The sequence below is a fragment of the Flavobacterium sp. genome, assembly GCF_031381455.1.
Taxonomy (GTDB): domain Bacteria; phylum Bacteroidota; class Bacteroidia; order Flavobacteriales; family Flavobacteriaceae; genus Flavobacterium.
Window position 1 is genome coordinate 1 of sequence record NZ_JANMXZ010000046.1, and the last position, 13,424, is coordinate 13,424.

Genomic DNA, 13,424 nt, shown 5'->3' on the forward strand with positions numbered 1-13,424 from the left:
CTGTAAAAAAGCTTTAGTAGAAGCTGAAGGAGATTTTGATTTAGCAATCGAAAACCTTAGAAAAAAAGGACAAAAAGTTGCTGCTAATCGCTCTGACAGAGAATCTACAGAAGGAGCTGCAATTGCAATCGTTAATGCTGATAAAACTGCTGGTGTAGTAATCACATTAAACTGCGAAACTGACTTCGTTGGTATGAATGAAAACTTCGTTAAAATGGCTACTGAAATGGCTAATTCAGCTTTGAACTTCGATTCTAAAGAAGCATTTTTAGCTTCAGATTTCAATGGAATTACTGTTGCTGACAAATTAATTGAGCAAACTGGTGTTATTGGAGAAAAAATTGAAATCGCTTCTTTCGAAAGATTGTCTGGTGCTTTTGTTGGTTCTTACATCCACGCTGGAAACAAAATTGCTACTTTAGTTTCATTGTCTGCTAACGTTGCTGGTGCTGATGAAGCTGCAAGAAACGTTGCAATGCAAGCTGCTGCTATGTCGCCAATTGCTTTGAATGAAGCTGGAGTTGACGCGGCTATTGTTGAAAAAGAAATTGAAATCGCTAAAGATTTACTTCGTCAAGAAGGAAAACCAGAAGCAATGATTGAAAATATTGCTAAAGGTAAACTTGGTCGTTTCTTTAAAGACAATACTTTGGTAAACCAAGATTATATTAAAGATAGCTCAATGAGTGTTGCTAATTACATTAAATCTGTTGATGCAGGTTTGACCGTAACTGGTTTCAGAAGAGTTGCTTTAGGATAATCCTTATTTAATAAAGGTTATAAGGAAACCCGAGCCATTTGGTTCGGGTTTTTTCTTTTTTAGGAGCACACGTTTAGTCTTCCCTGCCTGCCGGCAGGCAGGTTTTCACCTCTCTTCCCGCTGTCCGCGCTACACGGTAGCTCGCTCCCATCGGGGCTAAAGACACGCAAGGTTTTCACAAGAAAACATCCCATTTCTAAATCCTCAAACATTAAAAAATCCAGTCAGGGATTAAATCCGGGTAGAAAATAAATGTTGAACAATGGCAAAATCCCTTTAGGGATGATATAATTTCCATTGTTTCAACGAATTCAAAACATTGCTCTGAAAAGATATCATCCCTAACGGGATTGATTTAATTACGTCATCAATTTTCTACCAATATTTTATCCCTGACGGGATTTGGCTGGTTGTTTTGTTCGACATTGAAGAAAATACCCTAATCACCAAACATAAACAATCCCGTCAGGGATTATATTCGGGTAGAAAATAAATGTTGAACAATGGCAAAATCCCTTTAGGGATGATATAATTTTCGTTGATTCAATGAAATCAAAATATTCCTTTGCAAGATATCATCCCTTACGGGATTGGTTTTTTATTACATTATTTGTTTTCTACCCGAATATAATCCCTAAAGGGATTTGACTGGTAATTTTGTACGAAGTTGAAATAAAAAAACCCGATTCTAATGAATCGGGTTTTTTGTTTATTATTATTTCTTCTGAACTTCAAAACCTCTTGCACGCATCAAAGCATCCGTATTTACATCTCTACCTCGGAATTTTTTATACGCAATTGCAGGGTCAATCGTGTTTCCTATACTGAAAACATAATCATGTAATCGTTTCGCAACTACTTTATCATACAAACCGTCTTTAGTTTCGGTGAAAGCTTCTGTCGCATCAGCGCTAATGGCATCTGCCCACAAATAACCATAATAACCCGCAGCATAAGCGTCATCAGAAAAGATATGCCCAAATTGTGGGATACGATGACGCATCACGATTTCTTTTGGCATTTTTAGAGCATCTAACGTTTCTTTCTCAAATTGTTTTGGGTCAATATCCGGGTTTTCCAACAAATGTAATTTCATATCAACCAAAGCACTAGCAATAGTTTCTACAGTTGAAAACGCTTCATTAAAGGTTGCAGCTTTATCATTTCTTTCTACCAAAGACATTGGCATTGGCTCACCTGTTTTATAATGCAACGCAAACTGATTCAACACTTGTGGCGTCGCTAACCAACGTTCCATGACCTGCGAAGGAAACTCAACATAATCTCTCGGTGTATTGGTTCCCGATAAACTTGGATACGTCACATTCGAATTCAACCCATGTAATGCATGTCCAAATTCGTGAAACAACGTACTAGCATCTTCCCATGAAATCAATATTGGCTCACCATCTTTTCCTTTAATAAAATTGCAATTGTTTGATACAATTGTAATCACATCACCATTCACTCTGCTTTGTTCTCTCGTGGCATTCATCCATGCGCCTGAACGTTTTCCTTTTCTCGCATAAGGATCAAAGTACCAAAGACCAACTAACTTTTTAGTGTCCTTATTATAAACTTCCCACACTCTTACATCAGAATGAAAAACCGGTACGTTGCTAACTTGTTTGAATCCTAAATGGAAGATTTCGCCAGCAACCCAAAACATTCCTTCGCGCAATTTTTCCAATTGCAAATAAGGTTTTAAATCATTTTGATCTAAATCGTATTTTGCTTTTCTAACTTTTTCAGAATAATAACGATAATCCCAAGCAGCAATTTTAAAATTTCCACCTTCAGAATCTACCATTTTTTGCATATCAGCAACATCAGCATGTACTTTTTCAACTGCTGGTGTCCAAACAGACATCATTAAATCTAATGTTTTTTGTGGTTTCTGCGCCATCGTATTTGACAAACTCCAATCAGCAAAAGTTTTAAACCCTAATAACTTGGCTTTCTCTGCACGAAGTTTCAAAATTTGAACTAATATCTTATTATTGTTATTGGCATTGTCATTATCTCCTCGGCTAGTGAAAATCTGAAATGCTTTTTCTCTTAAATCTCTGCGATTTGAAAATGTTAAAAACGGTTCAATAGAAGAACGTGTATTGGCAATGCAACCCATTACGCTTAGCTTTCTGTCTTTGGCATCAGAAATCGCAGCATTTTTTAATTCATCAGGTAAACCATCAAAATCAGCTTCGGATTTTAATTCCAAATAATAATTGCTTTCATCTGCCAATTGATTTTGGCTAAACTTGGTAAACAAACCAGCCAATTCCTGATTGATGGTAGCAATTCTTGTTTTGCTTTTTGCAGTTGCTTTAGCACCTTCACGAACAAAGTTGGAATAATGAAACCAAACCAATCGTTGCTGTTCTTTGGTTAGTTTTTTGGTTGAAGGCGAATTATACACTTTGGAAATTCGAGCAAACAACTTTGCATTTTGATAAATTTTATTATTGAGTTCATATACCTTAGGTGTCATTTCGGTTTCGATAGGCTCAAATTCCGGACTGTTCATATTGGAACTATAAATTCCGTAAACAGCATTGATTTGGCTGAATCTTTTACCTGTTTTTTCCGACGCCACAATGGTATTAGTAAAAGTTGCCGGCTTTGGATTGTTGGCAATTCTAGAAATTTCATTCAATTTCTCTTGAATGGCAAATTCAAGTGCGGGTTTTAAATCTTTTAGTTTGTAATCGGTAAACGCAGGAACGCCTCCATATGGTCCGGTCCAATTATTTAAGAAGGAATTTTGATTTGCTTGTGCATTTAACATAAGAGTCGGAGCAATCATAATCAATGTTAAAATTATTTTTTTCATTATTTATTTGTTTTTTACCAAAAGTAATGAAAAATCAAATCATCTCATTACATAATAATCATTACTCAAAATTGTATAAATTTGAGAAAAAAGAAAAACTATGTTTCAATCCAGAAAAGACATTGTGTATGTCATTCTTGCCGGAATATTTATTACCAATGCTGTTGTGGCTGAACTTATCGGTGGAAAACTAATTGATGTCGGTCCGGCCGTAATGAGTATCGGTATTTTGCCTTGGCCAGTTGTTTTTGTCACTACCGATTTAATCAATGAATATTTTGGCGAAAAAGGTGTTCGTAAACTTTCCATAATTACGGCTTGTTTAATTGCCTATACTTTTATTGTTTTGTTTTTTGCAATGAAAATTCCATCGTCAGGTATCAGTACCGTTTCTACATTACAGTTTAATGCTGTTTTTGGGCAAAGTCAATTGATAATTGTGGGAAGCATTACTGCCTTTTTAATTTCACAATTAATAGATGTTAGTATTTTTCATTTCTTCAAAAGAAAAACAGGGAACAAAATGATTTGGCTGCGAAGCACTGGTTCTACGGTAATTTCACAATTGTTTGATAGTTTTATCGTTTTGGGAATTGCGTTTTGGTTGCCAGGAATTATGGATACAAAAACATTTTTACTTTCGGCAATGACGGGTTATAGTGTAAAATTGGCGATTGCGGTTTTGATGACGCCGATGATTTATGTAGGGCATAACTTAATTGATAAATACATTGCTAAAGATGGAAAATAAAACACGCTGCGCCTGGTGCGAAAAAGACGATTTGTACCGAGATTATCACGATAGCGAATGGGGAATCCCGGTTTATGAAGATGATAAACTATTTGAGTTTTTAGTTTTGGAAACATTTCAGGCAGGCTTAAGTTGGTATACTGTTTTGAAAAAACGTGACAATTTCCGAAAGGCTTTTGACTATTTCGATTATAAAAAGATAGCTAAATATGGTGATGAAGAAATTGAAAAATTAATGCTGAATGCCGGAATCATTCGCAACGGATTAAAAATAAAAGCGACAATTTCTAATGCTGTGGCTTTTATGGAAGTGCAAAAAGAATTTGGAAGTTTCTCAAAATACATTTGGGGTTTTACAGGCGGAAAACCAATTGAAAATAACATCAAAAAAATGAGTGATATTAAGGCTACGACACCACTCTCAGACGAAATTAGCAAAGACTTAAAGAAACGTGGATTTAAATTTGTGGGTTCAACTGTTGTGTATGCACATATGCAAGCCACAGGAATGGTTAATGATCACGTGGCAGATTGTTGGAAGCGAAATTAATTGCTGATGATTTCAGTACTTTCATAAAAGTCTCTCTCGAAATCTCAAAAGCGCCCAATTTTTCTAAATGATCATTATGCACTTGACAGTCCAGTAGTTTATAATTGTTTTCTTTTAGATATTGAATCAAAGTAACAAATGCAATCTTACTTGCGTTCGGTACCTTAGAGAACATACTTTCTCCACAGAAAATGTGTCCCAAATCAACACCGTATAAACCGCCAACCAATTCATCGTTTTGCCAAACCTCAACCGATTTTGCGATTCCCATTTCATGGAGTTTGGTATAGGAATTTATAAAATCATCCGAAAGCCAAGTTCCCTCTTGACCTGGACGTTCTATTTGCTGGCAACCAAGAATTACGTCTTTAAAATTTTGATTAAACGTAACTCGAAATTTATTTTGATTGATTAGATTCCGAATGCTTTTCGAAACTTTATAAATAGAGGGTGCAACAACCATTCTTTCCGGTGGCGACCACCACAATATAGGTTCGTCTTCATTAAACCAAGGAAAAATTCCGTTGCGATAAGCAAGTAGCAATCGCTCCACAGACAAATCGCCACCAATGGCAAGAACGCCTTCTATAGAAGCTTCATCAACTGGCGGGAAATATAAATCTTTGGATAGAAAATACATTTTTTAGAAAATAGAGTATAGAAAAAAGAAAATAGAGATATTGTAAAAAAAGAAATCATTCCGGATATTTAAACTAAGTTATTTATCAGAATGATTTCTATATTCTATTCTCAATATTCTATTCTCTCATTAGAAAGGCAAATCATCGTGCTCTTCTTCATTGAAGTTGGTTGCAGGGGCAAATGCTTCAGCCGGTGGCATTGGAGCCATTCCTGCAGCACTTGGTGCTTCAGCTTGGATTTTTTCAACTCTCCAACCTTGAATATCATTGAAATATTTTGTTTCTCCTTGTGGATTTGTCCATTCTCTTCCTCTTAAATTGATGGACACTTTTACGGCATCACCCACATTGTGATTATTCAACAAATCACATTTGTCTTGCACAAAGTTGATGCTGATAAATTGTGGATATTGCTCTTCTGTTGCCACAACCAATTCTCTTTTTTTGAATGAAGCAGAAACTTGTTGCTCTGCATTGATCACCTTAATTTTTCCTGTAACTTCCATAATTATTGTTTTGCTAAAAGCACTTTCCAAGCCGAAAGCGCGTCATTATTATTCAAATATTCTTTTGCTTTTTGGTGGATTTTCATTTCATCATCCGAACTCAAAACACCTTTAATTGCAAAATTTTGCTTTACAAATATAGTAATTTCTTCTTGTGTTGGCAATGCTTCTACATTACCTAATTTCCCCAAATCATTCCCGTCAAAAACAGGACTTTTTTTGATAAAATCCGGAATTTCATCTACTCCAATTCCCAGTGTTGTCAGTGGTTTTTCGACTTCAAACAAACCTTGATTGGAACGCGAATACCAATTTTCACCAAGACGGGAAACCAAATCAATTTTGCTTTGGTCTATCATATTTTTGTCATCCAATATGTTTTCGTGGATGTGAATTTTAACGACTTCACAAATAATTAAATTTCCGGCGCCGCCTTGATTTCCGAGAGCAATAATTTCGTTGACTTTGCATTCTAATTGTACCGGACTTTCAGCCACACGATAAGGCTTTACCATATCCGAAGGCAACATCGTCAAACCTGATTTCAGAAATTCATTTACACCATCAGGATATTCGGTACTCGATAATGATGCTTGTTGCACCATATCATAATTCACCACATTTATAACAACCTGTTTGGTTGCCTGACAGTTTTCGAGTGTATGTTTAGTAGTGTTATTTCTAACGCGTCGTGCCGGTGAAAAAACCAAAATTGGCGGATTAGAACTAAACACATTAAAGAAACTGAAAGGCGATAGATTTGGCTTTCCATTCTTATCCATCGTACTCGCAAAAGCAATTGGTCTTGGTGCTACCGCGCTTTGCAAATAGCCTTGTAACTGCGCCGGAGAAAGTGTGTGTGGTTCGAAACTGAGCATCGTTGTATGTTTTTTCAAAAATACAATTTTAATTTATTTTGGAAAGAAAGGTTTGGGTATTGTTGTTTGTAACTTAAATACTTATTTATGATTAGAATGAAAAAGTGAAACCAAGGTTAATAAAACCCGATAAAGTATTCATAATTATTTGTTGTGTCATTAAATCATTTTGAGAGAAATTGTTTTTTGTGTTGTTATCTCTGATATTAAAAATATTATTTGCATTCAAAAAAAAGTCTATCTTATTTTTAGTGAGATAATTTATCTTAAAACTTGTGTCAAAAATAGTATTTGAGCTACTAAAACTAGAATTAAAAATATGATATGTCGAGTTTAATTTCCAATTTATTTTTTTTGCAAATACGGTTCCTTCAAGCTTTACAAATGGACTTGTAGTAATTAATTTACTACTACTTAAACTTGTTTGCGATTTAAGTGAATTAAAATTACTTAAAAGGATAATTCCTAAATCAAAATTAACTTTATTCTTGTAATAGGACTTCAAACTAAAGTCGAATGTATTTTGATTATATCTATTATTATTTTGACTATTATTTGCTATTGCTTTACGGTTTGCAAATGTATTCATTGCAGAGAAGTTTAATCCCATGGGAATCGTTTTGAATTTTTTACTAAAAAAAGAATTCAAAACGATACTATTACCATAGTCGATATATCTATATTCTTGCTGGGTCACTACATTTGAATTAAAAAAACTATTTGTAATTTGATTTCTGTTATTACTGTACAATATGAAAAAACTTGCAAATACGTTTTTGGGAATATCTGTATAAAATAAACCAGTATTAAAACTATCTGTCAACATTTCTTGAGCAACTAAATTACTTTGAAGCCAGTATGCTCTTTGATTTTCAACTAGTCTACCAGATATAAAATTATTGATGTTTGGATTATTTTGTTTAATAGAATAACCAACAGACGAGCCAAGTTTATCTGTAAATTTATAACTTAAATTAATACTTGGTAACCAAGAATTAATTGTTCTTTCAAAACTATTGGATTTATTGTGGTTATTGTTAGCAAATTCAACTCCAACGTTATACTTAATTCTGTTTGTTAAGCTTGATGAGAATAAAAAGCTAATATTATTACTAGCTATACTATATGTATCATCAAACAAAAAAGTAGAATTTATGTTGCTATAGTTTGACAAAGTCTCATTATCAATTGTAGAAATAAATTTAACATTCAAATCACTTTTATAAAAGTGTATTGTAGCTTTCGCTTTTAGTCCAAAGCTGACAGATTGATAATTTGTATCTTGATTGATTTTGTTTTCATTAAAACCAAAACCAATAAAATTTTTGTTTGAATTATAATTTTTATAATTTTTAGTAAAACTATAGTCATTAAATATAACTCCTTCTAATAAAATCTTTTTTGAAATTTTAGATTTGTACAAAGTATTAAATCCTGTTTTTAAACTATTTAAATCATTATTGTTATCAAAAAGTGTTTCATCTTGATTGCTTAAAATCAAATTATTTACAACTTGATTTTGCTTATCTATGCTTAAAAAAAAATAGGCATTTGTTTGAAAATAGGTTTTATCACTAATTTTATTTTCAAATTTGAAAACATTTGAACTATATAATGATTCTCCAATAGCTTGATATTTATCTAAAATGTCCGAACTAGTTCCATCTAAAAAAGTTTGCAAACTAGAATTATTCTCTGTTAAGCGTGTTTGATTTAGAATAGAAATAAATTCATAACGTTTGTTTTTTTGAGGCTTTCTTGCAAAATTTATAGTGTTGTTTTTTGTAGAAATAGTGTTGATATTATCTTGAGAGAATATAAATGGGGGAAGTGTATTTTCAACATACGATTCAATACCTATGGATAACTTATCTTTCAATAAATTTTTCCCAGTAATTTTTCTCATTTCGATGTAATCAATAGGAGAAAAAACATTGTCATTCAGATTGTTAATATCAGTAATTATATTGAGTTTATTTTTATTGCCAAAATTAAATAAATTATTGTGCAGTTTGTAGCGTTCTTTAACTCCTCCTTCTGCATCAAAACTTTCTTTATAACTGTCACGGAAAGTTTTTTTTATATTAATGTTTAAAGCAGTTTGCCCTTCATTTTCAAAACCGTCAATGTTTGATAAATCTTTATAATTTTTTAGCACTTCAATTTTTTCAACCATTTCAGCAGTTAAATTTTCTATCGCTAATTGATGATTGTCTCTAAAAAATTCATCCCCATTTATCAAGAGAGCTTCTATTTTGCCTCCTTTAAATTTAATTTTTTTATTACCATCTATTGTTATTCCTGGAAGTTTTTCGAGAACATCTTTCAGCTTTAACTCAGAACCAACCAAAAGAGTGTTTAAATTATAGGTTAAAGTATCATTTTTTTCAACAATATCTGGCTGTTTGTTTTCAATGATTACTTCTTTAAGTTCAGTAATTCTAGGTTTTAAAATCAAGTTTACTTCTTTGAAACTGGAAATTTTAAGTTCTTTATTTTCAAATAAAAAATGGGTTATTTTGATCTTCAAAGGGAAAGAAATTCCTTTGAGATTAAATAAAAAAAAACCTTTTTCATCTGTTTTTGAAAAGGTTATTAACTCGTTATTTTCTAATTTTAGTAATTGAACATTTGCATTAGAAATCGGCATTTGCATTTCATCAATTACACTACCCTTTAATTCCTGAGAATAAGAATTGATTATGAATAATAATAAAAAAACTATAAACCTCATTTGTTAAATCTGTATTTATAGAAAAAGTTTAAGCGACTTTGTAGTAAAATTTAAAACCTTTAATACAATTGTATTTCTGTTTTGACTATTTATTCCTTCTATTTATCTCTTCAATAAATTCATTATAGGTATAAATTTTTCCATTAAAAACAGGTTGTTGAATTTCAAGTTTTTCTTTTTTAAATTTTATATCATAAGCTATAATTTCATAAGACCTAAGTTTCACTTTTAATATTAAACCAGGTAAACCACAATATTTTCCTGGGCCATCAGAAATTGGAATATCATCAGTAAACCATACATAGATATCACTTCCAAATTTATTAGATGTTGCTTTTCTACATTTATATCCTAAAACAGTTTCAGCATCATCTAAAATTTTCCAATTCCATTCTATGAAATTATCAACTATTTTTATCTTTTCATTAAAAAAAAACTCATCATATATTTTATTTTTTTTATAGTCTTTAATAAATAATTTTTCTTTCACTCTTGTATCAAAGCCTGTTGAAGTAACAATAGTTTTAATGGTGTCACCACTTTCTGTCACCATAGTCGTTTCTGACGCTTCCTCTTCATTTTTTTGATCTATTTTTTCGTTTTGATATTGTGATAGCTTACCATCTGTTAATAGCTTATAAGAATAAAAATTTGGCTTATACGCTTTTAGGAGGTTTTTTGGTAATTCTTTAAATTGATTAGTGCTTGAATTAATTTCATTTTCAAAATATTTTACCTCAACATTTTGAGAAAAACAATTAAAATTTAAAAGCAGGAATAGAAAAAATATTTTATTCATTGTTTTTATTTTTTTATTAGTCAAGATACCCTGAAATTATTCATGAGTATAAATAAATAATGTTTAAATTTCAGGATATCTTTAAAAAAATTAATAGTTAACACATGTGGTTGTTACTGTGGTTGCATTTCCTCCTAATGAATAGCAATTAGTACAAACACGGTCAATTACAGTGTCATATACTGTTGTTGTTCCTCCATCAGCCATTGAGAAAACTTGCCTTGGTACAAGACGATACCAAGTATATTGACTTGTATATGCACAACCTAGATTTTCAGTTTTCTGAAAATCTGTTAATAAATTTTCTTTCTCCATAGTACTAGCAAAAGTAACTTATGAAAACATAAACGCTGTAATCAATAAAATTTTTCTCATTGTATAAAGTTTTAAAATTATACATGCTAAGCAACAAAAAAAAACGACTTGTACAAATTTTTTTACAAATAATTTATTATTAGAAGATTTATACATCAAATCCAAATTTATAGAGTGACATTTTAGATTTCCAGTTTTTAATTCCTAAACTAGAGCTTAAGACTAACCTATTGCATTTTTATCGCTTTTAATTATATTTATAAAAAATTTGTCAATGCAGTTTTCCGAAAAACGAAACCTTACCCGCTGGTTTATCATCATGGCTTCCTTTGTCATTGTGATTTTGATATTGTGGAATACCTATTCTTTTTTTCAAATCTTTAAAAATGATGAGCGTGTTAAAATGGAAGTTTGGGCTGAAAGTTTAAAAACCTTGCTCAACGCAGACCCTTTACTGGACGATGTAGAACTTCCCCGTCAGGTTATGAGTAATAACAAAACGATTCCAATAATCTTAACCGAAAAAAATGTCATTATCAACACCACCAATATTGATGAAAACATTATAAAAGATAAAGCTCGACTGGCTGACTTTTTGGAAAAATTAAAAAAACAAAATGACCCGATTATTATAAGAATTGGTCCGGGACAAGTGCAGTATTTATACTATGGGAATTCCTCATTACTTAACAAATTAAAATATTATCCTATTACTTTACTCTTGATTATTTTCCTCTTTGGCGCTTTGGTTTACAATTTTTACCGCAGCACCAAAATGGCAACCCAAAACAAACTTTGGGCCGGAATGGCGAAAGAAACAGCACACCAAATTGGGACGCCATTGTCATCCTTAATTGGTTGGTTGGAAATAATGAAAGCCGATAATGTAGATGAAACAACGATTACCGAAATTGAAAAAGACATCAACCGATTGCAGACCATCACGGATAGATTTTCAAAAATTGGCTCTGAACCTGTCTTAAAACGCTTGAATATCATTGAAGAAACAGAACAATCTTTCGATTATTTAAAATCGCGGTTTTCAAAGCAAGTGGAATTTTCCTTTAAAGCACCCAAAAAACCTATTATGGTTTCTGTAAACCCGACACTTCATAGTTGGACGGTAGAAAACTTAGTCAAAAACGCTATCGATGCTATGAAAGGAAAGGGCAAAATTTCGGTAGTGATTGAAAATGAAAATAATTTGGTTAAAATTTTAGTTTCCGATACCGGAAATGGTATTCCGAAAAACCAATTCAAACGTATTTTTGAACCTGGCTTTACTACAAAAAAACGTGGCTGGGGATTAGGTTTGTCTCTTACCAAACGCATCGTGGAAGAATACCACAAAGGGAAAATAAAAGTTTTGAGTTCTGAAATTGGAAAGGGAACTACGATACAAATTTCTTTTAAAAAAAGATAACTATTTCAAGTTCGTAAACATCAATTTTCTTCCCAAAGATCCTTTACTTAAATACTCTTTCAGGAAATCTTCACTTTCTTTGGCTTTTTCAAGTCCGGCCAAAATTGCTCTTTTCAAGCTATTCAAATTGGCAGCATTTTCTGGACTTATTGAACCAACCTTATAAACATCTTCCTGGCATTTGTTCATTTTGTCCCTAACATCCTGCATCATTCTTTTTAGTGTCTCGTCAGATTGAGTCGGTTTAAATCTTTTATTTCTAAAAAGGATAAAATCATTTAAATCTCGGATTGCCTCATTAAAATTAGCCGTAATTGCAATCAATTTTTCGACACTTTTATTTTGGTTTATAACGGTGAACTCTTTCTTTTTTAAATTGTAATATTCCTGAATCATGCTATTTAAAAGTCCATTTTTTTCTATTCTTTTAGAAGCTTCAAAAGCTTGGTCTGCGTCAGATAGTTTTTCGTATTTTTCAATCTCCGCATTATAATCAAAATTTATCTTAGGCTTTGCAACATCTGATTTCCCACTTATAAACTCACTATTGGTCAAAGGCTCATTCAGAAGTTGCCACAAGTAATCAAACGGCATGTGATTAACAATCATTCTGTCCGGATCTCTTTTAAAATAAGTGTTGTTTTGTTTCTTTTCGAATTTTTTACCATTAACAAATCCGGCACCCCAAGTCGCATCAAATAAAAACCATTTTCCATCTATTTGCGATATATTCCATGCATGAGAAATCGTTGCGACTTCTTCAAACTGTTTTGTATAGCCTCCAATAATATAGCTTTTAATACCAACTTTAGTGGCAATGTCATTGAAAACTTCGGCATAATGAATGCAAACTCCTTTTCGGGTTTTTAATGTGTTCGTAATTTTAACCTCTGGCGAATCCAGATTATTCGGCGCATACATATTCGGAATATCATAACTAATGTTTGATGTTATCCAATAATAAATAGCTCTAATTTTTTCATCCTGACTGGTGAAATTAGAATTAATATAGTCTGCAATTTCAGATGTCGTTGTGGTCAAATTTTCCGGAATAGATACCATTTTGTTGTCAACGTAAGCATAATTTGGAATAGTTTGCCCAATCGAAATATGGACAAGGAAGAGCAACATGAGGATTAACTTATTTTTACTCACAAGTAAGTTATTTGTTTTTAAACGGAGTTCGTGAATCTTCGATTTCATGGTTTTTTTAACTATAAAAAACCCTGCCAAA

At 32.2% G+C, this 13,424-nt stretch carries 11 protein-coding genes; 4 read left to right on the plus strand and 7 right to left on the minus strand.

What is annotated here, in order from left to right; all coding sequences use genetic code 11:
* A partial coding sequence (tsf, locus tag RMN97_RS11260; protein ID WP_309614622.1) for a translation elongation factor Ts occupies positions 1–760 on the plus strand: 760 nt, incomplete at its 5' end.
* Between the two features lie 715 nt (positions 761–1,475).
* Here the strand turns inward: tsf and RMN97_RS11265 are convergent.
* A complete protein-coding gene (locus tag RMN97_RS11265) occupies positions 1,476–3,593 on the minus strand; it encodes a M3 family metallopeptidase (RefSeq protein ID WP_309614623.1) in 2,118 nt (705 codons plus the stop codon).
* A gap of 100 nt (positions 3,594–3,693) precedes the next feature.
* On the opposite strand from RMN97_RS11265, the gene RMN97_RS11270 reads away from it, so the two are divergent.
* Positions 3,694–4,344: a queuosine precursor transporter gene (locus RMN97_RS11270; protein WP_309614624.1), complete on the plus strand. Its 651-nt coding sequence runs from the start codon at positions 3,694–3,696 to the stop codon at positions 4,342–4,344.
* Positions 4,334–4,894, plus strand: coding sequence for a DNA-3-methyladenine glycosylase I (locus tag RMN97_RS11275; RefSeq protein ID WP_309614625.1), 561 nt, complete (start codon positions 4,334–4,336; stop codon positions 4,892–4,894). Before RMN97_RS11270 ends, RMN97_RS11275 begins: the two co-directional genes overlap by 11 nt.
* Here the strand turns inward: RMN97_RS11275 and aat are convergent.
* The 5 genes from aat to RMN97_RS11300 all read right to left on the minus strand — a co-directional run bounded on the left by aat (position 4,857) and on the right by RMN97_RS11300 (position 10,452).
* Positions 4,857–5,534, minus strand: a complete 678-nt coding sequence (gene aat, locus RMN97_RS11280) for a leucyl/phenylalanyl-tRNA--protein transferase (protein ID WP_309614626.1) — start codon at positions 5,532–5,534, stop codon at positions 4,857–4,859. The genes RMN97_RS11275 and aat overlap by 38 nt on opposite strands.
* A 129-nt stretch (positions 5,535–5,663) precedes the next feature.
* Positions 5,664–6,041 carry a DUF3127 domain-containing protein gene (locus RMN97_RS11285; protein ID WP_309614627.1) on the minus strand — a complete coding sequence of 126 codons (378 nt, stop codon included), beginning with the start codon at positions 6,039–6,041 and terminating at the stop codon, positions 5,664–5,666.
* Between the two features lie 2 nt (positions 6,042–6,043).
* Complete coding sequence (locus RMN97_RS11290; protein ID WP_309614702.1) at positions 6,044–6,919, minus strand: flavin reductase family protein; 876 nt, start codon at positions 6,917–6,919, stop codon at positions 6,044–6,046.
* A 91-nt stretch (positions 6,920–7,010) separates the two neighbouring features.
* The gene (locus RMN97_RS11295; protein WP_309614628.1) at positions 7,011–9,653 is read right to left on the minus strand and encodes a TonB-dependent receptor; all 2,643 of its coding nucleotides are present in this window, start codon (positions 9,651–9,653) and stop codon (positions 7,011–7,013) included.
* An 85-nt stretch (positions 9,654–9,738) separates the two neighbouring features.
* Positions 9,739–10,452, minus strand: a complete 714-nt coding sequence (locus RMN97_RS11300) for a GLPGLI family protein (protein ID WP_309614629.1) — start codon at positions 10,450–10,452, stop codon at positions 9,739–9,741.
* Between the two features lie 589 nt (positions 10,453–11,041).
* On the opposite strand from RMN97_RS11300, the gene RMN97_RS11305 reads away from it, so the two are divergent.
* Positions 11,042–12,190, plus strand: a complete 1,149-nt coding sequence (locus RMN97_RS11305; protein ID WP_309614630.1) for a HAMP domain-containing sensor histidine kinase — start codon at positions 11,042–11,044, stop codon at positions 12,188–12,190.
* Here the strand turns inward: RMN97_RS11305 and RMN97_RS11310 are convergent, their stop codons facing one another.
* Entirely contained in the window at positions 12,191–13,393 is a 1,203-nt protein-coding gene (locus RMN97_RS11310) for a transglutaminase domain-containing protein (protein WP_309614631.1), read from the minus strand.
* Positions 13,394–13,424 lie beyond the last annotated feature (31 nt).